General features: G+C 61.3%; 19 protein-coding genes. 14 read left to right on the top strand and 5 right to left on the bottom strand.

Annotation, left to right across the window (positions count from 1 at the left end):
• Positions 1 to 40: 40 nt before the first annotated feature.
• Positions 41 to 1,318 carry a serine/threonine transporter gene (locus HX814_RS01725; protein ID WP_177008204.1) on the bottom strand — a complete coding sequence of 426 codons (1,278 nt, stop codon included), beginning with the start codon at positions 1,316 to 1,318 and terminating at the stop codon, positions 41 to 43.
• A 252-nt stretch (positions 1,319 to 1,570) separates the two neighbouring features.
• Here HX814_RS01725 and HX814_RS01720 point away from each other — a divergent pair, with 252 nt between their 5' ends.
• From HX814_RS01720 to HX814_RS01710, 3 genes are all read left to right on the top strand, one after another.
• On the top strand, positions 1,571 to 1,954 hold the full coding sequence (locus HX814_RS01720) for a tautomerase family protein (RefSeq protein ID WP_003210790.1): 384 nt from the start codon (positions 1,571 to 1,573) through the stop codon (positions 1,952 to 1,954).
• Between the two features lie 52 nt (positions 1,955 to 2,006).
• Positions 2,007 to 2,603, top strand: coding sequence for a TetR/AcrR family transcriptional regulator (locus tag HX814_RS01715; RefSeq protein ID WP_177008205.1), 597 nt, complete (start codon positions 2,007 to 2,009; stop codon positions 2,601 to 2,603).
• Between the two features lie 216 nt (positions 2,604 to 2,819).
• The gene (locus HX814_RS01710; RefSeq protein WP_087692888.1) at positions 2,820 to 3,356 is read left to right on the top strand and encodes a cysteine hydrolase family protein; all 537 of its coding nucleotides are present in this window, start codon (positions 2,820 to 2,822) and stop codon (positions 3,354 to 3,356) included.
• Between the two features lie 15 nt (positions 3,357 to 3,371).
• Here the strand turns inward: HX814_RS01710 and HX814_RS01705 are convergent, their stop codons facing one another.
• Both HX814_RS01705 and HX814_RS01700 read right to left on the bottom strand, forming a co-directional pair.
• Positions 3,372 to 3,698 carry a hypothetical protein gene (locus HX814_RS01705; protein ID WP_003210784.1) on the bottom strand — a complete coding sequence of 109 codons (327 nt, stop codon included), beginning with the start codon at positions 3,696 to 3,698 and terminating at the stop codon, positions 3,372 to 3,374.
• Positions 3,695 to 4,180 carry a hypothetical protein gene (locus HX814_RS01700; RefSeq protein WP_177008206.1) on the bottom strand — a complete coding sequence of 162 codons (486 nt, stop codon included), beginning with the start codon at positions 4,178 to 4,180 and terminating at the stop codon, positions 3,695 to 3,697. The genes HX814_RS01705 and HX814_RS01700 overlap by 4 nt, the downstream gene beginning before the upstream one ends.
• 29 nt (positions 4,181 to 4,209) lie before the next feature.
• On the opposite strand from HX814_RS01700, the gene HX814_RS01695 reads away from it, so the two are divergent.
• From HX814_RS01695 to HX814_RS01670, 6 genes are all read left to right on the top strand, one after another.
• Complete coding sequence (locus tag HX814_RS01695) at positions 4,210 to 5,160, top strand: 2-hydroxyacid dehydrogenase (protein WP_087692887.1); 951 nt, start codon at positions 4,210 to 4,212, stop codon at positions 5,158 to 5,160.
• 91 nt (positions 5,161 to 5,251) lie between these two features.
• Complete coding sequence (locus tag HX814_RS01690; RefSeq protein ID WP_177008207.1) at positions 5,252 to 7,108, top strand: pilus assembly protein TadG-related protein; 1,857 nt, start codon at positions 5,252 to 5,254, stop codon at positions 7,106 to 7,108.
• A gap of 130 nt (positions 7,109 to 7,238) precedes the next feature.
• On the top strand, positions 7,239 to 8,306 hold the full coding sequence (locus HX814_RS01685; protein WP_177008208.1) for a phosphotransferase family protein: 1,068 nt from the start codon (positions 7,239 to 7,241) through the stop codon (positions 8,304 to 8,306).
• A gap of 19 nt (positions 8,307 to 8,325) precedes the next feature.
• A complete protein-coding gene (locus tag HX814_RS01680; RefSeq protein ID WP_003210776.1) occupies positions 8,326 to 9,093 on the top strand; it encodes an SDR family oxidoreductase in 768 nt (255 codons plus the stop codon).
• Positions 9,094 to 9,152: 59 nt separating this feature from the next.
• Positions 9,153 to 10,586 carry a PLP-dependent aminotransferase family protein gene (locus HX814_RS01675; protein ID WP_087692884.1) on the top strand — a complete coding sequence of 478 codons (1,434 nt, stop codon included), beginning with the start codon at positions 9,153 to 9,155 and terminating at the stop codon, positions 10,584 to 10,586.
• An 83-nt stretch (positions 10,587 to 10,669) separates the two neighbouring features.
• Positions 10,670 to 11,071, top strand: coding sequence for a cupin domain-containing protein (locus HX814_RS01670; RefSeq protein ID WP_003210770.1), 402 nt, complete (start codon positions 10,670 to 10,672; stop codon positions 11,069 to 11,071).
• A 45-nt stretch (positions 11,072 to 11,116) separates the two neighbouring features.
• Here HX814_RS01670 and HX814_RS01665 read toward each other — a convergent pair whose 3' ends face one another.
• On the bottom strand, positions 11,117 to 11,746 hold the full coding sequence (locus HX814_RS01665; RefSeq protein ID WP_023658908.1) for a DNA-3-methyladenine glycosylase I: 630 nt from the start codon (positions 11,744 to 11,746) through the stop codon (positions 11,117 to 11,119).
• 232 nt (positions 11,747 to 11,978) lie between these two features.
• On the opposite strand from HX814_RS01665, the gene HX814_RS01660 reads away from it, so the two are divergent.
• The 3 genes from HX814_RS01660 to HX814_RS01650 all read left to right on the top strand — a co-directional run bounded on the left by HX814_RS01660 (position 11,979) and on the right by HX814_RS01650 (position 14,842).
• A complete protein-coding gene (locus HX814_RS01660) occupies positions 11,979 to 13,289 on the top strand; it encodes a C4-dicarboxylate transporter DctA (RefSeq protein WP_008433031.1) in 1,311 nt (436 codons plus the stop codon).
• Between the two features lie 144 nt (positions 13,290 to 13,433).
• Positions 13,434 to 14,138: a FadR/GntR family transcriptional regulator gene (locus HX814_RS01655; protein ID WP_003212959.1), complete on the top strand. Its 705-nt coding sequence runs from the start codon at positions 13,434 to 13,436 to the stop codon at positions 14,136 to 14,138.
• Between the two features lie 17 nt (positions 14,139 to 14,155).
• Positions 14,156 to 14,842, top strand: coding sequence for a GntR family transcriptional regulator (locus HX814_RS01650; protein ID WP_102369279.1), 687 nt, complete (start codon positions 14,156 to 14,158; stop codon positions 14,840 to 14,842).
• A 196-nt stretch (positions 14,843 to 15,038) separates the two neighbouring features.
• Here HX814_RS01650 and HX814_RS01645 read toward each other — a convergent pair whose 3' ends face one another.
• Positions 15,039 to 19,898 (bottom strand): NAD-glutamate dehydrogenase, encoded by a 4,860-nt coding sequence (locus HX814_RS01645; RefSeq protein ID WP_102604668.1) that lies wholly within the window; start codon positions 19,896 to 19,898, stop codon positions 15,039 to 15,041.
• A gap of 468 nt (positions 19,899 to 20,366) precedes the next feature.
• Between HX814_RS01645 and HX814_RS01640 the strand changes: the two genes are divergently transcribed.
• Entirely contained in the window at positions 20,367 to 20,723 is a 357-nt protein-coding gene (locus HX814_RS01640; RefSeq protein WP_003212949.1) for a hypothetical protein, read from the top strand.
• Positions 20,724 to 21,033: 310 nt separating this feature from the next.
• Positions 21,034 to 21,993, top strand: coding sequence for a MoxR family ATPase (locus tag HX814_RS01635; RefSeq protein WP_003218556.1), 960 nt, complete (start codon positions 21,034 to 21,036; stop codon positions 21,991 to 21,993).
• Position 21,994: the final 1 nt, after the last annotated feature.

Genomic DNA, 21,994 nt, shown 5'->3' with positions numbered 1-21,994 from the left:
TGCGAATTGGCCGTGATCATTGCACTGAAACCGGGTGCTGTCAGGACACCAGCGAATAAATCAGCGCGGTAATCGCCACCAGGCCCACCGCCGTGAGGAACACGTTGGACGCCTGGCCACGGTACTTGGCCATCGCCGGTACCTTGCGGATCGCGTACATCGGCATCAGGAACAGGATCGACGCAATGATCGGCCCGCCCAGGGTCTCGATCATGCCGAGGATGCTAGGGTTGAGGGTCGCGACGATCCAGCACACCACCAGCATGAAGGCAGCCGTCATGCGGTCCAGGGTCTTGGCAGCCGGGCGACGGCCACTTTTGAGCACCAGGCCCTTGAGGCCTTCACTGGCGCCGATGTAATGGCCCAGGAACGACTTGGCAATCGCCACAAACGCGATCAGCGGCGCGGCGAACTCGATGGTCGGGTTGCTGAAGTGGTTCGCCAGGTAGGACAGGATCGACAGGTTCTGCGCCTTGGCTTCGGCCAGTTGCGCCGGCGACAGGGTCAGTACGCAACTGAACACGAAGAACAGCACCATCACCACCATCAGGATGTGTGCCCGGGACAGGATCTGCGAGCTGCGTTCCTCGGCGTGTTCGCCGTACTGGCGCTTCTGGTCCACCGCAAAGGCCGAGATGATCGGCGAATGGTTGAACGAGAACACCATCACCGGAATCGCCAGCCACAGGGTATGCAGCAGCGCCGACGGGGCCGGCACGGTGCTGGCGGTGCTGAGGATGCCGCCGTTCCAGTGCGGCACCAGGTACACGGCGAGGAACAGCAAGGCGACGATAAACGGATACACCATCAGGCTCATGGCCTTGACGATCACCTGCTCGCCACACCGCACCACGGCCAGCAGGCCGAGGATCAGCACCAGCGACAGGATCGCCCGCGGCGGCGGCGCGATGTGCAGTTGATGCTCCATGAAGCTGCCGACGGTGTTGGTCAGCGCCACGCTGTAGATCAGCAGGATCGGGAAGATCGCGAAGAAGTACAGCAAGGTGATCGCGGCGCCGGCCTTGAGGCCGAAATGTTCTTCGACCACGTCGGTGATGTCCGAGCCTTCACGGCCCGAGAGCACAAAGCGCGTCAGGCCACGGTGCGCGAAAAACGTCATCGGGAATGCCAGCAGCGCGAGGATCACCAACGGCCAGAAGCCGCCAAGGCCCGCGTTGATCGGCAGGAACAAGGTGCCGGCGCCGATGGCCGTACCGAACAGGCCGAGCATCCAGGTGGTGTCCTGGCGGCTCCAGCTTGTGAGGGTTGCAGGTGTCGTTGCGTAGCGTTCGTCGACGCTATTGGCCTGATCATTCATCCGTTCGGATCTCCGCATTCACTCAGTCGAGACGAGTCAGAAAAACCTGACAGGCAGCGCCACGACCGAAACAGGGGCGCGATTGTCCGGGATTCGCTTGAAGAAGCAAAGACTTAGCTGAGGAATGGTTGTGCAGTGCAGAGGATTGAAGACGTTTCCGGCAGGGTCAATTTTACATTTCATAAGAAATCTATTTTATAAATTCATCACGTCATGTATTTTTAAGGCACGCCTCTCACTGGACTACCTGCCATGCCAATCGTGCGCATCGACCTTCGGAAAAACCCCGACGTCACCTACGCCAAGCGCGTCGGCGTATTGATCTACAACGCCATGCACACGGCCATCGGCGTGCCTGAACACGACAACTTCCAGATCCTCACCGAGCACGATGAACACCACTTCATCTATGACCCGGAGTACCTGGGCATCCAGCGCACCGACAACCTGGTGATCATCCAGATCACTCTGAACGAAGGCCGCAGTACCGAGCAGAAAAAGCTGTTGTACAAGACCATCGCCGAGAGCTTGAACCGTGAACTGGCGGTGCGCCTGGAAGATGTGTTTATCAGCCTGGTGGAGGTCAAGAAGGAAAACTGGTCGTTCGGCAACGGGATCGCGCAGTACGCCAGCTAAACGTTTTATGATGCCACCCATCACTGCCACCACCTGATCCAGAGAGCCCTCGATGCCACGCGTGTCCCGCAAACAAGCCGAACTCAACCGCGAAATCATCGTCGAGGCCGCCACGCGGCTGTTTCGTGAACGGGGCATCCATGGCATCAGCGTGTCGGACGTGATGGCCGCCGCCGGGCTGACCCATGGCGGTTTCTACGGGCACTTCGAGTCCCGCGAGGCGCTGGCCACGGAAGCCTGCAACCGGGCATTCGAGCAATCGAGCGAGCGCTGGCAGGCCAGGGTCGAGCAAAGCCCTGATCCCGAGGCTGCGCGCCTGGCGTTGATTGATCCGTATCTGTCGGCCGCCAATCGTGACAACCCCGGGGACAGTTGCCCGGTTGCGGCTTTTGCCGGGGAGATGTGCCATGAAGCCGCCGACAGCGCGTTGCAACGCAGCTTTATCCGGGGCTTTGAAGCGTCCATGGGCATCCTGGCCGCTACCCAGGCCACCGGAACCCCCGAAGGTGACCGGCAGGCCGCCATTGCCCAGTACGCGATGATGGTCGGCGCCCTCACCCTGGCACGTGCGACCAAAGGCAACGGCCTGTCTGATGAATTCCTCGCTGCCGCCAGGAATCTCCTGATCCCGGAAAAAAACCTCGGCTGACGCGTTGACAGCCAAACGCCAGCGCCAGCATGATCGGCCCATGAACCTTATTCAGCTGGCCCTCACCCGCACCACCACCACGACCGCTTCCGGCGGGTCGTGTGGTAGCGGTGAGTGGCGCACAAACTAAGCCACCCGGATTTACCCAAGGCCCCGCCAGCAATGGACGGGGCCTTTTTATTGCTCCGCCATCTGGCAAACACAAGGAGCAGTACCATGCCTGACAACAAGCGCCCCGCCCTGCTGATCATCGACATGCAGACCGGTCTGTACGATGGTCCGGAAAAACCCTACGAACGCCAGCGCGTACTCGACAACATCAACCAGCTGATTCAGCGCGCCCGACACGCTGGCGTGCCGGTTTTCGCTGTACGTCACACCGGCCCTGCGGGTTCGCCCATCGAGGTGGGCAGCCCGTTTTGGCAACTATGGCCAGCACTGGAGGTTGATGAAGCTCGCGACACGGTTTTCAATAAAACCCGGCCCAGCTGTTTTCTCGGCACCGAGCTGTCGCAGCAACTGGCGGCGGCACAGGTGAATGAACTGGTGATCGTCGGGATGAAAACCCAGTACTGCATCGACACGACGTGCCGAGTGGCCGTGGAGCTGGGGTTCTCGGTGCTGCTGCCGGAGGATGCCCATACTTGCATGGACACTCCGGCGTTATCGGCCGCATCGATTATCGAGCACCATAACGCAACCTTGGCCGGGGCATTTGTGCAGCGTGTGAAAGCTGACGATATCTGCTTCTAAAGCCTGGAGCTTTACCTAAGCCGAGGTTCTCAATACGTTGCGCAGTTCGCCATTGATCGCGCTCTGCGCAACAGCCAGTTGCTCCACCAGATCACCGGCTGCGTGCGCCGTTAACGCAATCACTGGGCGGTCCCAGTCGTAATTTCTTATTACATTGATACGGAACCCACCATGGGTATCGAAGGAGGGGTACCAGCCGACATCCAATATAAGCCCACCGGCGTATTCAACCTGAAGCATGTCCTCTTTCAACAGGTGAACCTGACTCTCCATCGCCCCATCCTGCAAGATGGAGAGATCATCATGGGTGACGTTTCCGTCAATAAAGCCTAGTGAGATCAACTTGTTAACCTCCTGAATTCCTGCTCGGAAATCGGATGACCATGTATGACGCCCGCGCTTAACTCAATTCGAACCCAGTAACTGGGCTTGCCATCACTGGCACCTATGACTTGCGGATACTCCCTGAGTTTCCAGGGTTTTGCATGAGTGCTTGGCACTCCATTTTTATAGGCTTCTCGCTCAAGCTTTTCAATATTTATACCGGGCTTGTATTTGGCCGGGCCGTATCGGGTGCTGCTGACAATATCTTCCCAAGCTAGGTTTTTTGATGGGCTGTGCTTGTAGCCATAAGGGGTCCACTCGACGATTTCGGGGGTGGCAGGAACATGCATCCATGACGTCTCTGCTAAGGAAAGTCGTCGAAGTCTGCTGCAGTAAAAAGGCCTGGGACGAGCGGTCTGGAAAATCAGATTAGGCTGGTGAGAAATGAAATTTTTCTGCGGTAAAGAAACGATCGGGACTACAAATCCCGCATAATCCAAGCCTCTAATCCTTCAGGAAGAACCTTCCGATGCCCGTCACCGTTCTGGTCCTGGTTGAAACCATCAACGACTACCTGCCGATCATCGAAGGCAATGGCTTTCACGTGATTCTTGCGCCCACCCCGGCCGAACGCGCCAAGGCCATCAAGACCCACGGCGGGCAGGTCCAGGCGGTGCTTACCCGTGGCCCGCTGGGCCTGTACGCCGAGGAAATCGCCGCGCTGCCGCTGCTGGAGATCATCTGCGTGATCGGCGCCGGGTATGAACACGTGGACCTGCAAGCCGCCAGCAACCGTGGAATCGTGGTCACCAATGGCGCCGGGGTGAATGCGCCGTCGGTGGCCGACCACGCCATGGCGTTGTTGCTGTGCCTGGTGCGGGACATTCCCCGGGCGGACGCAGCAGTACGGCGCAGCGAATGGCCCAAGATAATGCGCCCTTCCCTGGCCGGCAAACAGTTGGGTATTCTCGGCCTGGGCGCCGTGGGCCTGGAAATCGCCAAGCGGGCCGCCCTGGGTTTTGGCATGGAGGTGAGTTATCACAACCGCCAGCCCCGCGAAGATGTGGACTACACCTACTGCGCCACCGCCGTGGAACTGGCGCGGGCCTCGGACTTCCTGATCCTGGCCACCCCGGGCGGCGCCAGCACGCGACATTTGATCGACCGCCAGGCCCTCGACGCACTGGGGCCCAACGGTTTCCTGGTGAACATCGGCCGTGGCAGCGTGGTGGTCACCGCCGACCTGATTACCGCCTTGGAGCAACGGCGCATCGGCGGCGCGGCACTGGACGTGTTCGATGATGAACCCAACGTGCCCGACGCGCTCAAGCGCCTCAGCAATACCGTGCTCACGCCCCACGTCGCCGGCCTGTCGCCGGAAGCCGCCCATGACACCGTGCAGCGCGTGGCGGACAACCTGCTGGAATACTTTGCCGGCCGCCCTGTGCTGACGCCCGTAGCACTGCCTCCGCGAAAATAATGGCCAATAGCCATAAATCCTTGCAAAACCTGACTACACTGCCTGAGGGGATACTCAGGATGCCGGTACTGGACCGGCGAAGGAACGCAGGATGGTTTGCCAAGGACCCGGCTCGGCCCGCCAACGCGGCGCAATAGGACTGATGGGTGCGATGACCCTGGGGATCGCACTGTTGTTCCTGTTGCTGGTGGTCGACAGCGGCCGGCTGTACCTGGAAAAGCGCAAGCTGCAACGGGTTGCCGACACCGCGGCGCTGGAAGTGGTCACCCGCGGCGGCGCCTGCGTGACGCCGAATACCAACGCCGCGCAATTCGCGATCCAAAGCGCAGCCCGCAATGATTTCCCGCTCAACGCAGACCGTACCCTGGCGACCACCTGTGGCACCCTGGTCACCGGGGCTGACTTCATGCGCGCCTTCAGCCCCAATCCCTCAAGGTCCGATGCGATCCAGGTCATCGCCACCCACCGCGTCGTCACCAGTATCGCCAACCGCCTGTTCATGCTGCTCTCCACCGGCCCTTTCGAGCCGACCATCCGGTTGCAGGCAGTGGCCGTGGCCGCCGTGCCCGCGCCACCGGTGGCCGTACTGACCATCCGCAGCACCTTGCTGACCGTGGACAGCACCAAGTCCGCCGCACTCAATGCGTTGATCGGCGGACTGCTGGGGGGCAAATTGCAACTCGACGCGGTGGGCTGGAAGGGCCTGATCAATACCGATATCAACCTGCTCAGTTACCTGGACGCGCTGGCGATTCAATTGAAGGTCAGCGCCGGCAACTACGACGAGTTGCTCAAGACCGACGCCAGCGTCGGCGATCTGATCCAGGCCGCGATAGATGTACTCAAGCTGGGGGGCGATGCGGTCAAGGTGGTGATCAATAACCTGGAAGCGATCAAGCTGATTGCGCCCGGCACCAAGATCCTGCACCTGGGCGACCTGCTGACCATCCAGAACGGCACCGACAAGAGCGCCCTGGACGTTAACCTGCAACTGTTCAACCTGATCCAGGGGTTTGTGCAACTGTCGAACAAGTACAACGCGGTCGCGGTGGAGTTGCCGGTGGATGTGCTGGGACTGCTGAATATCACGGTCAAGACCAAGGTCATTGAACCGGCGCAGGTTTCCGCCATAGGTAACCCCAAGCTGATCGCCACCCAACCGATCTACGTCAGGACCGCGCAAGTCAGGACGTTGATCTCGGTGAAACTGCCGGCAATCGGCGCGGTGAACGATTTACTGGGCGGGGTAACGGCGCTGGTGGGCCTCTTGTTAGGCAGCTCCTTTGATCCCAAAATCGGCCAGCAAATCGATGTAGCACTGGAAGCCGCCAGCGGCAGCAGCACGGTCACCGGATATCGCTGCAACGGGCCTGCGGACAAAGCCTTGTCGGTGCTCGGTACCACCTCGGCGGTTAGGCTGATGGTGGGCCAGATCGACCCAAAAAACCTGTTTTCCTCCACAGCACCACTGAACGTTGACGAATTCCCATTACTCGACCTTGGGGTGAAGACCTGTAGCAACGGTGTCTGCGATCCCCGGCAACCGTATGGCGTGGGTGGCATCAGCCTGAAGATCGACAGCAGCGTGGCCAAGACAGTCCGGAACCACACTTACCTGTCGCCGCCCGAGGTGAAAAGCCCCCCGGATTACTTCAGTTTCAGTTCCAACAACGTGGTGGGCAGCTTGAGCAACACCCTCAATGGCATCCAGTTGATCAACCATCCACCGACACAGGGCGGACTGATTGGGCTGGTGCTGAACCTGGTGGTCGGCCTGGTCACCGGCGTACTGAATCTGCTCAGCGGCATCATCTCCGGACTGCTCAGCCCGCTCCTCGACCCGCTGGTCAATAACCTGCTCGCCGGCCTGGGCATCGACCTGGCGAAAGTCGAAATCGGTGCCAACCTGTCCTGCAACCCCGGCGGGCGCGCAGTTCTGGTGATCTGAGCACATCAAGCCCGCTGATCATCGGCCAACACGCTAACCTATTAAGCCGCCCCAACCTTGTGGCTTGGCGGCCGCGCGCATTAGATTAGCCAATAGTCCAAGGCCTTAAGAATAAGCAGAAGGGATAAGCATGGCGCTTAATGACCAATCGACCCAGATTCGCCCCGGCGAAGAACTTGATGCCAGCCTCATCGATCCCTACCTCAAGGCCCATATCCCGGGCTTGAGCGGCAGCGTCAAAATCAGCCAGTTCCCCGGGGGTGCCTCCAACCTGACGTACCTGCTGGAATACCCCGGCCAGGAATTCGTGCTGCGCCGCCCGCCCTTTGGCCACAAGGCCAAGTCCGCCCACGACATGGGCCGCGAATACCGGATTCTCAACCAGCTCAAGGACGGTTTCCCGTATTGCCCCAAGGCCTACGTGCACTGCACCGACGAGTCAGTGATCGGCGCCGAGTTCTACGTGATGGAGCGGGTCAAGGGGATCATCCTGCGCTCGGACCTGCCGCCGGAACTGGGCCTGGACGCGGCGAAAACCGAAGCCTTGTGCAAAAGCTTTATCGACAAGTTCGTCGAGCTGCACCAGGTCGACTACAGCGCCTGCGGCCTGGCCGACCTGGGCAAGCCCGAAGGTTACGTGGAGCGGCAGATTCGCGGCTGGAGCGACCGCTACGAAAAAGCCCTGACCCCCGACGCCCCTAGCTGGGAAGCGGTACGTGCCTGGCTCAACGACAAGATGCCGGCCGACCACCCCACCTCGAGCATCGTCCACAACGACTACCGCTTCGACAACGTGATCCTCGACCCGCATAACCCGATGCAGATCATCGGCGTGCTGGACTGGGAACTGACCACCCTCGGCGACCCGCTGATGGACCTGGGCAACACCCTCGCCTACTGGATCGAAGCGGCCGACCCGGCCCCGGTGCAACTGATGCGCCGCCAGCCGAGCAACGCCCCCGGCATGCTTACCCGCCGCCAGTTCGTCGACTACTACGCCGAACGCTCCGGGATCCAGATCGACAATTTCGACTTCTACTACACCTACGGCCTGTTCCGCCTGGCCGGCATCGTGCAGCAGATCTACTACCGCTTCTTCCATGGCCAGACCCAGGACAAACGCTTTGCGCAGTTCATTCACATGAACAAGCTGCTTGAGCAGATGAGCCTGAATGTCATCAAACAGTCTTCCCTCTGACCCTCTTCAAGGAAAAACCATGTCCAAGACCCAACTGTTCGACCTCGACGGCAAGATCGCTTTCGTTTCCGGCGCCAGCCGCGGTATCGGTGAGGCCATCGCCAAGTTGCTGGCCCAGCAAGGCGCCCACGTGATCGTGTCGAGCCGCAAGATCGACGGCTGCCAGCACGTGGCCGACGCGATCATCGCCGACGGCGGCAAGGCCACGGCAATTGCCTGCCATATCGGCGAAATGGAACAGATCACCAACGTGTTTGCCGCGATCCGCGAACAGTTCGGCCGCCTGGACATCCTGGTCAACAACGCCGCCACCAACCCGCAGTTCTGCAACGTGCTGGACACCGACCTGGGCGCATTCCAGAAGACCGTCGACGTGAACATTCGCGGCTACTTCTTCATGTCGGTGGAAGCCGGCAAGCTGATGCGCGAGAACGGTGGCGGCAGCATCATCAACGTGGCCTCGATCAACGGGATTTCGCCGGGCGTATTCCAGGGCATCTACTCGGTGACCAAGGCGGCCGTGATCAACATGACCAAAGTCTTCGCCAAGGAATGCGCGCCGTTCGGCATTCGCTGCAACGCGCTGCTGCCGGGCCTGACCGACACCAAGTTCGCCTCCGCGCTGGTGAAGAACGACTCGATCCTGAAAATGGCCCTGGCGCAGATCCCCCTCAAGCGCGTGGCCGACCCGAGCGAGATGGCCGGCGCGGTGCTGTACCTGGCCAGCGACGCGTCGAGCTACACCACCGGTGTATCGCTGAATGTAGACGGTGGTTTCCTGTCCTGATTCGGCTGGCGGGTGACTTGCGGTAATCTTGCGGGTGATTGCTTGCCTCTGGATGAAACATGGAACTGCACGTCGTTATCAAGGGCCGCAAGGACCTGGCCGAACAGCTTTACCAGCAATTGCGCACGGCCATTGAGTCGGGACAACTGGTGGCCGGGTCGCAATTGCCTCCCAGCCGCTTGCTGGCCCTGCAACTGGGCGTGTCGCGCAAGACAGTCTCAGACACCTACGCGGCGCTGACCTACGAAGGGTTGTTGGTCGGCAGGATCGGCCGTGGCACGTTCGTCAACGCCTGGGCCACGCGCCGCGAACACCTGCAAAGTGCCGCCGACCTTGCCTGCGCCGCCAACCTGGCCAAGTGGCAAGCCCTTCCCGCGCCCATGGGTCACCCCAACCGTGAAACCCGCCCGAGCCGGGACTTTATCGGCGGTGCCACCGCCCGCAGCCAGTTCCCCCAGGATGAATGGCGGCGCTGCACCCTCGATGCCTTGCGCCGTATCTCACAGGACAGCGGCTTCTACAGCCGGCCGGAAGGCTTGCCGGCCCTGCGCAGTGCAATCGCCGGGCATATCGCATTTTCCCGTGGGGTCAGGTGCAGCGAAGACGACATCGTAGTCACCAACGGCGCCCAGCAGGCGCTCGACCTGATCGCCCGCGTGGTGCTGGAACCGGGCACCGTCGTCGCCATGGAAGACCCCGGCTACACCCCGGTGCGACTGATGTTCGACGCCATGGGGGCGACCGTGGTGGGCGTGCCGGTGGACGAACACGGCCTGCGGGTCGACTTGATTCCCGACGGCACGCGGCTGATCTACGTGACACCGTCCCATCAGTTCCCCCTGGGCATGCCCATGAGCGTGCCGCGCCGTGAGGCGTTGCTGGCACGTGCGCTGGCGTTGGGCGCCATCGTGATCGAGGATGACTACGACAGCGAATTCCGCTACGAGGGCCGCCCCACCGACTCCCTGCAAAGCATGGACACCCGCGGCGTGGTCGCCTACGTCGGGACCTTCTCGAAAACCCTGCTGCCGGAGTTGCGCCTGGGCTACACGGTGTTGCCGCCGGCAATTTTCGGCGCGGTGCTCAAGGCCAAGCAACTCACCGACCAGCACAGCTCCACCCTGCCGCAATGGGCCCTGGCCAAGTTCATCAGCGAAGGCTACCTGCTCAAGCACATTCGGCGCTGCCATGGGGTATATACCGGGCGCCGGGAACGGATTCTGCAGCGCCTGGCGGGGGACCTCTCGCCGTGGTTCGACGTGGTGCCCACCGTGGCCGGGTTCCATCTGGCCGCACTGTGCAAGGTGCCGGTGAATATTCCGCAGCTCACCCAATTGGCACGGGAGGCTGACGTGGGGCTCTATCCGCTGAGCGTGTTTTTCCACGACACACCGGTACGCGAGGGACTGAAGATCGGGTTTGGCGCGATCGAAACCCTGGACATTGACCCGGCGCTGGACGTGGTGCGGGATATCCTGCGACAGATTGGCTGAGGGAATTTCCGCCGGATTGGCTATTGGTCAAATCCGGATCGGGGCCTAGGGTGAACGGGTCTCGACTCACTCGGAGCCTCACCATGAAAGTACTGCTCGGCACCACCCTGCTGCTGGCCTCGTTAAGCGCCTTTGCCCACGACCCGGTGTACAACCAGGAAAAGATCAACGTGTTGCAGGAACACGCCCTGGCCAACGTCCCCGGCAAGAAAACCGTGATGCTCACCGTGGACTACGCCCCGGGCCAGGCCACCGTGCCCCATAGCCACACCGGCACGGCCGTGGCCTATGTGCTGGAAGGTGCAATCACCTCGCGGGTCAACGATGAAAAGGCGATCACCTACAAGGTCGGCCAGTCGTTCTATGAACCTGCCGGCTCGCGGCACTTTGAATCCAGCAATGCCAGCCAGACCCAACCGGCGAAACTGCTGGTAGTGATGGTGATGGATGACAAGGCCGACGTGCTCACGCCGCTGCCCCACTAACCCGCGCCACCGCTCCCACAGTTTTAACCGCGCACAGTCAGTGGCTCAGGGTCGTTTGAAGTGGTGGCGCAGGTGTTCGATTCGAGACCGGCAGGTACAGCCTTCAAGGTGGTCGTTGACCATGCCCATCGCCTGCATGAACGCATACATCGTGGTCGGGCCCACATAGCTCCAGCCACGTTTTTTCAGGGCCTTGGACAAGCGCGTTGACGCGGCTGACGTGGGGTTGGCCGTCCAGTACGCCATGTCCACCACCGCCGGGCGCTCATCGGCGGCCGGTTCAAACGACCACAACCACGCCGCCAGCGAACCGGTCTCATCCACCAGCTCACAGGCGCGCCGGGCGTTGTTGATGGTGGACACGATCTTGGCGCGATTGCGCACGATACCCGGGTCGGCCACCAATCGCTCGATGTCCTGCTCGGTGTACTGCGCCACTCGGCGAAAATCAAAGCCCTCGAACGCCCGGCGAAACGCCTCGCGCTTGCGCAGGATGGTGATCCACGCCATGCCGGCCTGAAAACCTTCCAGGCAAATCTTCTCGTACAGCGCAATGTCATCGGCCACCGGCACGCCCCATTCGTGGTCGTGGTAATCCGGGTACTCCGGCGCCGCCGTGCGCCACGTACAGCTGGTGACGCCCGCCGCGTCCGTGATCAATCCTGGAATATCCATAACTCACCCTGTGAACCAAGCCCGGGATGATAAGCGAAAAAAATTCCGGGCCGCCAACCGCTCAAGTACGAACCTTGCGGACCAACTGGTCAGACCGGGACCTGCCATCCGCGTAATATTTACTTGCGACTTGAAAAAAACCGAGCGTAGACTGGCCCCGCACTGGACATACCGGTCAGACCACAACAATTAAGCCCTGGACCCACCAGGGCACCGAATAGAGATCCTTCCCATGCTCAGATGGTGCTCGCGTTCGATTTTCCTGCAAGTCGTGATTGGCCTGGTGATCGGCATAATCTGCGGCCTCGCCCTCCCTGAATTCTCCTCGCAACTCAAACCCCTGGGTGACGGCTTCATCAAGCTGATCAAAATGCTGATTGGCCTGATCGTCTTCTGCGTGGTGGTCAGCGGTATTTCCGGTGCCGGCGACTTGAAGAAAGTCGGGCGCATCGGCCTCAAGTCGGTGATCTACTTTGAAGCACTGACCACCGTGGCCCTGGTGATCGGCCTGATCATGGCCTTCAGCACCGGGATCGGCACCGGCGCCAATATCCACCTGGAGCAACTGTCGTCTGCCGGCCTGAATGAACTGGCAGACCGCGGCCAACACATCAAGGGCACCAGCCAGTTCCTGATGGACCTGATCCCCAACTCGGTGATCGGCGCCTTCGCGGACAACAACGTGCTGCAAGTGCTGTTGTTCTCGGTGTTGTTCGGCAGCGCACTGAATCTGGTGGGCGAAGCCGCTTCCGGGATCTCGCGGTTGATCAACGAGCTGAGCCACGTGATCTTCCGCATCATGGGCATGATCGTGCGCCTGGCGCCCATCGGCGTGTTCGGCGCCATCGCCTTCACCACCAGCACGTATGGCCTGGATTCCCTGCAACACCTGGGCAGCCTGGTGGGCCTGTTCTACCTTACGTGCTTCCTGTTCGTCGCGGTGATTCTGGGGCTGGTGATGCGCCTGTCGGGCCTGCGGATGATGCCGCTGCTCAAGTACCTGCGGGAAGAACTGTTGATCGTGATGGGCACCGCGTCCTCCGATGCCGTGTTGCCACAGATCATGCGTAAACTGGAACACCTTGGCATTGGCAGCTCCACCGTGGGCCTGGTGATTCCGACGGGGTATTCATTCAACCTCGATGGTTTCTCCATCTACCTGACCCTGGCCATCGTGTTTATCGCCAATGCCACCGGCACACCGCTGTCGATGACCGACCTGCTGACCATCCTGCTGGTGTCGCTGATCACCTCCAAGGGCGCCCACGGGATTCCGGGTTCGGCACTGGTGATTCTGGCGGCGACACTCACCGCAATCCCGGCGATTCCGGTGGTGGGCCTGGTGCTGGTGCTGGCGGTGGACTGGTTCATGGGCATTGGCCGTGCGCTGACCAACCTGATCGGCAACTGCGTCGCCACCGTGGCCATCGCCCGCTGGGAAAAAGACATCGATATCCAACGCGCCAACAAGGTGCTGGACGGTCAACAAGGGTATGCCTTCCAGGCCAAGAAACCGGTGCTGCCCGCCCACCAAGAGTTCTGATGAGACGGGCTCACCCCTGTGGCGAGGGAGCTTGCTCCCGCTGGGGCGCGAAGCGGCCCCAAAAAATGGGCCTGCTGCGCAGTCCAGCGGGAGCAAGCTCCCTCGCCACACCAAGCAGACAGTTCAATTTAAAGGGAGCCACACGTGATCACCTCGTCAACCGTCGTCAATTCAGTGGTAGAAAAACTGCGCGCCGCCCTGGCGAGGGGTCAGTGGCGGCGCGGCGAGATGCTGCCCGGCCAGCGTGAACTGGCCGAGCAAATGGGCATCAGCCGCCCGAGCCTGCGCGAAGCGGTGATCGTGCTGGAAACCCTCGGCCTGGTGCGCTCCATGCCCGGCAAGGGCGTGGTGGTGCTGGAAACCACCCTCAGCGAATCCCAGGCCCAGGACAGCGGCGTGGCCGACGCCAGCCTCGAAGACATCCTACAACTGCGCTACACCCTCGAGCCCTTTATCGTAGGTTTAGTGGCGCAATCCATCAGCAGCAAGGAAGTCGGGCAACTGCGCCTGACCCTGATGGACATGCGCGAAGCCCTCGACGCCGGCGACAGCGAAGCCGGGATGAACGCCTACATCGCGTTCCACGAAGAACTGTTCGCCCTGACCTCCAACCCGATCTTCCAGAACGTGGTGCAACAAACCAGCAACGCCCTCAAGCAAAGCGCCCAGGTACTGCGCAACTCCCCCGAACACCTGGCGGAACGCTTGCAGGAAAACGACGCCGTGGTGCGGGCGATCCGCAACAAGAACAGCGCCCTTGCCAGCGCCGAAATGCGCCGGCATATCCTGCAGGAAGGCTTGCGCATGGGCATTCGCTTGAACATCCCGGATGACCATCTGGGTAGCTGACTTCCAGGAGACCGCGCATGACCGCTCACGCCCTGCACACCCCTTTCCCCTTTACGCCGTTGCGCCTGGTGGGCAAGCCGAAACTCTCGGTGGACGACATCTACCCGGCACTGTTCGACGCCATTCTTGAGCAACGCATCGCCCCCGCCAGCCGTTTTACCGAGGAGAGCCTCGGGCAAAGTTTTGGCGTCAGCCGCAGCGTGATTCGCCGTGTGCTGGCGCGGCTGTCGCACCAGCAAGTGATCATCCTGCGGCCCAACCACCGCGCCCAGGTGGCGGCACCGGATGCACAACAGACCCAGCAGATTCTCGAGGCAAGGCGCCTGACGGAAATCACCGTGGTGCAGTTGGCGTGTGCCCAGGCGAAACCGGCGCAGATCCGCCAACTGCGGGAGTTGATCGCACGGGAGCGCGACTGCATCGAGCGTGACGAGCGCGGGCCGGCGATTCGGCTCTCCGGGGAGTTTCACCTGCAACTGGCAGCCATCGCCGGGAATGCACCGTTGGCACAGTTTCTCAACAGCCTGGTGCCGCTGACCTCATTGGCGATTGCGCAGTTTGAGGCCAAGGCTTGCACGTATTGCGCATGGCAGGAACATAGGGCGATTGTGGATGCGGTGGAGCATGGCGATGCCGGCAAAGCCGTCAACTTGATGACCCGGCATCTGGATCATCTGGAAGCCAAGCTACTACGCAGCAATTGATCACACTGTTTTAACCTGTGGCGAGGGAGCTTGCTCCCGCTGGGACGCGCAGCGGCCCCAAAAACGGGACTGCTGCGCAGCCCAACGGGAGCAAGCTCCCTCGCCACAAGTTGAGATAACACGCCGATAATCAAATGCAAAAAAGCCCGATATCTTTCGATACCGGGCTTTTTGTTTTAACGCTCAGTCAGACGCGTTACAGCACCGACTGGCCGCTCATCGCCAGGTCCAGCAACTCACGGTTGGCTACCGCGTACATGGCGTAGTCCGTGCCGACTGCAGCACGAATCTCCACCATCATGGTGCGCCAGCGATCAGCCATGTCCTGGTGCTGCTCAAGCCACAGGGCCACGCGGGCTTCCATGTCTTCTGGCGCATCGGCCATTTGCAGTACGGAAATGGTGATCGCCCGTTGCTGCCAATCCACGTCATCGCGGAAGGCTTCGCGGGCCTGGGCCTGCCAGTTGTTGCCCACGGGCAGGCTGCTGATCTGCTGCAGGTACCACGGCAAGTCCAGGGCGCTGCCGACGGCGAAGTAAGCCTTCGCGACGTCTGCCGCACTCTGGCCTGTCACGTCGGCGGCTTCGATGATTGGCAGCAGGGTGTACAGGTGGGTAGTGCCTGCAACCATGCGCGCCAACAACTCCGGCACACCGGCTTCGACGTAAGCCTGGTAACGGTTCTGCCAACCTTCGCGGGTCGGGCCTTCCAGCAGTTCGTCGAGCTTGAGGCCCAGCGCGGCAAGGTGTGGACCGAAGTGCGCAACATCACGCCCGGCATCCTGTTCGTTGCGACGGCTGCGCAGGAACCAGCGCGTGGCACGGCGGCCCAGGCGCATCAGCTCGTCCATCAGCTCCAGTTGCACATCGGCCGAGACCTGGTGGTCCAGGGCTTCGATCTGACGGAACCAGTGCGGGAGGTGGAAGATGTCACGCACGATCACGTAGGCGCCCGCCACGTTCGCCGGGCTCATGCCGGTGGACTCTTTGAGGCGCTGAACGAAGGTGATGCCCATGTGGTTGACCAGGTCGTTGGCGATCTGGGTGCTGACGATCTCGCGCTTCAGACGGTGGCGACGCATGGCTTCGGAGAACTTCGCCACCAGGCTCGGCGGGAAAGCGGTCTCCATGTCACGGGTCAGGTAGTCGTCATCCGGCACCAGGGATTTGAGCAACGCTTCCTTGAGGTCGATCTTGCTGTAGGAGATCAGTACCGACAGCTCCGGACGGGTCAGGCCCTTGCCCGCAGCGGCGCGCTCGTTGAGCTGCTCCTCGGTCGGCAGGTACTCGATGGCGCGGTCCAGCTTGCCACGGCCTTCCAGGTCGCTCATCAGGCGCTTGTACTCGGCCACGCGCTCGAAGGCTTTGCGGGCAGCCAGGGACAGGGCCTGGGTTTGCTTGTAGTTGTTGCCCAACACCAGGCTGCCGACTTCGTCGGTCATGCTCGCCAGCAACTGGTTGCGCTGCTTGTCGGTCATGTCACCGGCCTGCACGACTTCGTTGAGCAGGATCTTGATGTTCACTTCGTGGTCGGAGCAGTCCACACCACCGGCGTTGTCGATGAAGTCTGTGTTGGAACCGCCGCCATTGAGGCCGAATTCCACACGACCCAGCTGAGTCATGCCGAGGTTACCGCCCTCGCCCACCACCTTGCAGCGCAGCTCGTTGCCATTGACGCGCAGGGCGTCGTTGGCCTTGTCGCCCACATCGGCGTGGCTCTCGGTGCTGGCCTTGACGTAGGTGCCGATACCGCCGTTCCACAACAGGTCCACCGGTGCCTTGAGCAAGGCATTCAGCAGTTCGGTCGGGGTCAGCTTGTCGGCCTGGATGTCGAAGCGTTCTTTCATCTGTGGCGAGATGGCAATGCTCTTCGCGCTGCGCGAGAAGATACCGCCGCCTTCGGACATGATGCTGGTGTCGTAGTCGGTCCAGGCCGAGCGCGGCAGGTCGAACAGGCGCTGACGTTCAGCGAAGCTGTTGGCCGGGTTCGGGTTTGGATCGATGAAGATGTGCAGGTGGTTGAAGGCGGCGACCAGTTGCAGCTTGTCGGACATCAACAGGCCGTTGCCGAACACGTCGCCGGCCATGTCGCCCACGCCCACCACGGTGATGCTGTCTTGCTGGACGTTGATGCCGCGCTCACGGAAGTGACGCTGCACCCCCACCCACGCGCCCTTGGCGGTGATGCCCATTTTCTTGTGGTCGTAACCGGCAGAACCGCCGGAAGCGAACGCGTCACCCAGCCAGAAACCGTAGTCGATGGCGATGCCGTTGGCGATGTCGGAGAAGGTCGCAGTGCCCTTGTCCGCTGCTACTACCAGGTACGGGTCATCGTTGTCGTGGCGCACCACGTTCAACGGTGGCACCAGGGCGCCGTCTTTCAGGTTGTCGGTAATGTCCAACAGGCCGGAAATGAAGATGCGGTAGCAGGCGATGCCCTCGGCCGCGATCTCGTCCCGGCTGCCGCCCAATGGCAGACGACGCGGCAGGAAACCGCCCTTGGCGCCCACCGGCACGATCACCGAGTTCTTCACTTGCTGGGCTTTTACCAGGCCCAGCACTTCAGTGCGGAAGTCTTCTTCACGGTCGGACCAGCGCAGGCCGCCGCGAGCGACGTTGCCAAAGCGCAGGTGCACGCCTTCAACCCGTGGCGAGTAGACGAAGATTTCAAACTTCGGCACCGGCTTGGGCAGCTCAGGAATCGCGTGCGGGTTGAACTTGAAGCTGAAGTACGACTTGTTCTGGCCGTTGGCGTCAGCCTGGTAGAAGTTGGTCCGCAAGGTGGCCTTGATCAGGTCCAGGTAGCGACGCAGGATGCGGTCTTCGTTGAGCACCTGAACGTCGTCCAGGGCCGTGAGGATCGCTTGTTCCAGGCGTTGCTGCTTGTCTTCGAGGTCTTCGGCGGTGAGCTTGCGCGCCAGGTAGAAACGGGTCTTGAACAACCGGGTCAACTCGCGGGCGATGTCGGTGTGGTTGTTCAGGGTGCTGGCGATGTAACCCAGGTCGAAGCCCAGGCGAATCTGCTTCAGGTAACGGGCGTAGGCACGCAGCAGCGCCACGTCGCGCCATGGCAGGCCGGCCGTCAGCACCAGACGGTTGAACGCATCGTTTTCGGCATCGCCGTGCACGATATGCACGAACGCGTCCTGCAGGGTGTCGTTCAATTGCTGGATATCGAGGTTCACACCTTCGGCGGCGATGAACGCGAAATCGTGAATCCAGAACTCGCGGCCATTGGCATGACGCAGGCGGTACGGGAATTCACCCAGGACACGCAGGCCAAGGTTTTCCAGGATCGGCAGCACATCGGACAGCGCCAGCGGCGTATCGGCGTGATACAGCTTGCAATGCAGCTCGCGCTGGCCGGAAACCTGGCCCAGCGGCTGATAGAAGCTCATCACCAGCGGGTTGGCTTCGGTCAGGCTGAGCAAGTGCTGCATGTCGACCACGGCCGAATGCGCGGCGAAACGCTCGCGGTAGCCGGCCGGGAAACCTTTCGGGAAATCAGCCAGCACGTTGGTGCCATGGGCTTCGCCGAAGCTTTCCACCACCAGGCTGGAGTAGTCGTCCTGCCAGCTGCGGCAGGCCTGCACCACTTCTTTTTCCAGTTGCAGCGGGTCGATGTCCAGGCGGTTCTTCGGGTCCACCCGCAGGATCAACTGCACGCGAGCCAGTACGGACTCGGAGAAGAACGTCCAGAACTCGCAGTCCGAGGCTTTCAGGCGATCCATCAGCACTTGCTGGATCTTCTGGCGCACTTCGGTGGAATAGATGTCGCGCGGCACGTAGGCCAGGCAGTAGCAGAAGCGGCCGTACGGGTCTTTGCGCAGGAACACGCGGATCTTGTTGCGTTCCTGGATCTGCACGATCGACATCACGGTGCTGAACAGCTCGTCCACCGGGGTCTGGAACAGATCATCGCGGGGCAGAACCTCGACCACCTGGGCCAGTTCCTTGCCCAAGTGCGCCTTGGCCTGGAAGCCCGAGCGACGCTCGATTTCCGTCACCTTGCGACGGATGTAAGGAATCACCCGCACGCTTTCGCCGTACACCGAAGAAGTGTAGAGGCCCATGAAGCGGCATTCCTTGATGACCTTGCCGTCGGCGTCGATCTGGCGGATCGACACGTAGTCCGGGTAGGCCGGGCGGTGCACGCGGCTTGGGTGTGCAGCCTTGGCGAACGACAGCACGGCCGGCTCACGCAGGTAGTTCACCGCGTAGTCTTCGATGCGCAGCTCGTCGGTAGTCAGGCCCGGGCGCAGCAGTTTGGTCAGACCGAGGAACGAGTTGGCGTCATATTCGATATGACCGCCGTCCGCCTCGTCACGTACCACGAACTCTTCGTAGCCGAGGAAGGTGAAGTGGTTGCCCACCAGCCATTCCAGGAAGCTCTTGATCTCGGCTTTTTCTTCGCCGTCGATCACGTACGGGCTGGCGTCGATACCGGCCAGCAGCTCCTGGACCTTGGCTTTCATCGGTTCGAAATCGGCGACTGCAACGCGCACTTCGCCCAGTACCTGCTCAAGTTCCTTGCTCAGGACACTCAGCTCGGCGGCGTTGGCGCAACGGTCGATTTCCAGGTACATCAGCGATTCTTGCTGAACGTCTTCGCCCTGGGTGCCTTTGGGCAGGATTTCCAGCAGTTCGCCCTTCTTGCCACGACGCACGCTGAGTACGGTGGTTTGCAGGGTGTGGATGCTGTAGCCACGGCGGTTCAGCTCGGTACGCACCGAGTCCACCAGGAATGGCAGGTCGTGGTGCAGCACTTCGACCGCGGTGTGGGTCGATTGCCAGCCATGACGTTCGTAATCGGGGTTGTAGACCCGCACTTGCGGTTGGTTGTGATCAAAGCGCTCAAGCAGGCGCCAGGCAGACAGGGTGCAACCGGCCAGGTCGGACAAGCGACGCTGGGTCAGTTCATCCAGGGAAATGATGCCGAAGAATTGTTCAGCGAACAGCGCCACTTGTGGCAGTGCCTGTTCACTGATGTGCTGCGCCAGTGCCGCTTGCAGTTGGTGCTGGAAGTCGGCTTTGCTGGCTGCGGTGAAGAACGCCATCTGTGGTACTCCGCTTGGGCTTGTTATTGATGGAAGCGTCGCGTGTTATCCCCTTGCGGGGAGACCGTCAGCTCTGTTCGCGGTCTACAGTAACGAATTCAGAGTGACAGGTGGGTGAAGCTGGACAAGACAATGAGGTCACATTCAACTTCCATAAGATGCGCACCTTGCCAGGTGACGGTACGACGGGCAGGTCAGACTCCTGGCGAGGCACATCCGTTGCGCAGCTTAACGAGTGTAGGAAGCAAGCTGCTTGCGACGCTGCGACATATTCGGTCATCGGCACGCTGCCGGCGGGTTGCGACTTGGGCAACCGGGTGTTTTCGGAGAAATCCCGGGGCGCCGAGTACCGGAAATGACTGATATTGCCCGCCAGGTCATGCCACAAGGTCTGACACACGATGCAGCACAAAATTCGCCGCAATGGCACAATTGCCCTGCTTCGCCCTCCCCCAGACAGGATTAACCATGCCATTGCAACTCACCACCGCCCACCTGATCGTCAACCCGTGCGATGACGAAGAAGACAACATGGCCATGCTCTGCTGCCACGGCGACAAGGGCGAGATGTTCATGGTGACCCGTTATCCGGACGAGGACGAGGTGGAAGTCACCTGGGATTACGAGCCGTCGACCCTGGACGGGCTGAAGATCACCCTGAGTGCCACGACACTGTTGGTGGAGATTGGCGCGGCGGATGCCGATGCATTGGGCGGCCACGATCAATTGGCAATCACCCACGGCACCGCCGAGTCGGATCTGGCCGAAGTGGAGGAAACCCTGCAGAACATTCTCAAGGGCACCGGGACCTATATCCGGGCCTAGTTGCCAAATCCGCACAATGTGGCGAGGGAGCTTGCTCCCGCTGGGCTGCGAAGCGGCCCCAATCCAGCCAACTGCGTTCTGCCTGGAAAAACTCGGCAGCCTTGCTGGGGCTGCTGCGCAACCCAGCGGGAGCAAGCTCCCTCGCCACAAAGGCAGGCGCCTATCGGAAGAAACCTCAGACATTTCCCACATTTCCCGAAAAATACCCCCCGCGCCGTTAGTCTCCACCCCCTCCGATGCATTAAAGTAACGCCCCCAGGCCTGGCATTTTTCGCAATGCCCAGTCTCACCTCTCCAGGAACCGTCATCGATGGAACATCGTGAAGCGCTGCTTGCGCTGCGAACCTTTCTTTCAACGCAGATTCTCGGCCAGGAAAAACTCATCGAGCGCTTGCTCATTGCCCTGCTCGCCGATGGCCATATGCTGGTTGAAGGCGCTCCCGGGCTGGCCAAGACCAAGGCCATCAAGGAGCTTGCCGAAGGGATCGAGGCACAGTTCCATCGCATCCAGTTCACCCCCGACCTGCTGCCCGCCGACATCACCGGCACCGAGATCTATCGCCCGGAAACCGGCAGTTTCGTGTTCCAGCAAGGCCCGATCTTCCACAACCTGGTGCTGGCGGACGAAATCAACCGTGCCCCGGCCAAGGTGCAGTCGGCATTGCTCGAAGCCATGGCCGAGCGCCAGGTCAGCGTGGGGCGCAGCACTTACGAGTTGTCGCCATTGTTCCTGGTGATGGCCACGCAAAACCCGATCGAGCAGGAAGGCACCTACCCGCTGCCCGAAGCCCAGCTCGACCGTTTCCTGATGCACGTGAAAATCGGCTTCCCCGATGCCGCCGTCGAGCGCCGCATCCTGCAGCAGGCCCGTGGCGAAGCCCTCAACGGTGAAACCAAGCCCGAGCGGCGCGTCAGCCAGCAGGCGATCTTCGCCGCGCGCAAGGAAATCCTCGGCCTGTACATGGCCGATGCGGTGGAGGAATACCTGGTGCAACTGGTCATGGCCACTCGCACCCCGGCCAAGTTCGATCCGGAAATGGCCGAATGGATTGCCTATGGCGCCAGCCCTCGTGGCTCGATTGCCCTGGACCGCTGCGCCCGGGCCCACGCCTGGCTGGCCGGCCGCGATTTCGTCAGCCCGGAAGACATCCAGGCGGTGCTGTTCGACGTGCTGCGTCATCGCATCATCCTGTCGTTCGAAGCTGAAGCGGCCGGTATCGACCAGGACCGCGTGGTGCAACGCATTCTCGACGTCGTTGCCGTCGCTTGAC

Source organism: Pseudomonas sp. C8002 (genome assembly GCF_013385765.1).
Classification (GTDB): domain Bacteria; phylum Pseudomonadota; class Gammaproteobacteria; order Pseudomonadales; family Pseudomonadaceae; genus Aquipseudomonas.
The sequence above is the reverse complement of the archived record's forward strand: the minus strand, read 5'-3'. Positions and strand labels throughout refer to the sequence as shown.

Bases quoted from the DNA above. Each gene is read 5' to 3' on its own strand.
- HX814_RS01725 (WP_177008204.1), bottom strand. From the start codon at position 1,318: ATGAATGATCAGGCCAATAGCGTCGACGAACGCTACGCAACGACACCT.
- HX814_RS01720 (WP_003210790.1), top strand. From the start codon at position 1,571: ATGCCAATCGTGCGCATCGACCTTCGGAAAAACCCCGACGTCACCTAC.
- HX814_RS01715 (WP_177008205.1), top strand. From the start codon at position 2,007: ATGCCACGCGTGTCCCGCAAACAAGCCGAACTCAACCGCGAAATCATC.
- HX814_RS01710 (WP_087692888.1), top strand. From the start codon at position 2,820: ATGCCTGACAACAAGCGCCCCGCCCTGCTGATCATCGACATGCAGACC.
- HX814_RS01695 (WP_087692887.1), top strand. From the start codon at position 4,210: ATGCCCGTCACCGTTCTGGTCCTGGTTGAAACCATCAACGACTACCTG.
- HX814_RS01690 (WP_177008207.1), top strand. From the start codon at position 5,252: ATGGTTTGCCAAGGACCCGGCTCGGCCCGCCAACGCGGCGCAATAGGA.
- HX814_RS01685 (WP_177008208.1), top strand. From the start codon at position 7,239: ATGGCGCTTAATGACCAATCGACCCAGATTCGCCCCGGCGAAGAACTT.
- HX814_RS01680 (WP_003210776.1), top strand. From the start codon at position 8,326: ATGTCCAAGACCCAACTGTTCGACCTCGACGGCAAGATCGCTTTCGTT.
- HX814_RS01675 (WP_087692884.1), top strand. From the start codon at position 9,153: ATGGAACTGCACGTCGTTATCAAGGGCCGCAAGGACCTGGCCGAACAG.
- HX814_RS01670 (WP_003210770.1), top strand. From the start codon at position 10,670: ATGAAAGTACTGCTCGGCACCACCCTGCTGCTGGCCTCGTTAAGCGCC.
- HX814_RS01665 (WP_023658908.1), bottom strand. From the start codon at position 11,746: ATGGATATTCCAGGATTGATCACGGACGCGGCGGGCGTCACCAGCTGT.
- HX814_RS01660 (WP_008433031.1), top strand. From the start codon at position 11,979: ATGCTCAGATGGTGCTCGCGTTCGATTTTCCTGCAAGTCGTGATTGGC.
- HX814_RS01650 (WP_102369279.1), top strand. From the start codon at position 14,156: ATGACCGCTCACGCCCTGCACACCCCTTTCCCCTTTACGCCGTTGCGC.
- HX814_RS01645 (WP_102604668.1), bottom strand. From the start codon at position 19,898: ATGGCGTTCTTCACCGCAGCCAGCAAAGCCGACTTCCAGCACCAACTG.
- HX814_RS01640 (WP_003212949.1), top strand. From the start codon at position 20,367: ATGCCATTGCAACTCACCACCGCCCACCTGATCGTCAACCCGTGCGAT.
- HX814_RS01635 (WP_003218556.1), top strand. From the start codon at position 21,034: ATGGAACATCGTGAAGCGCTGCTTGCGCTGCGAACCTTTCTTTCAACG.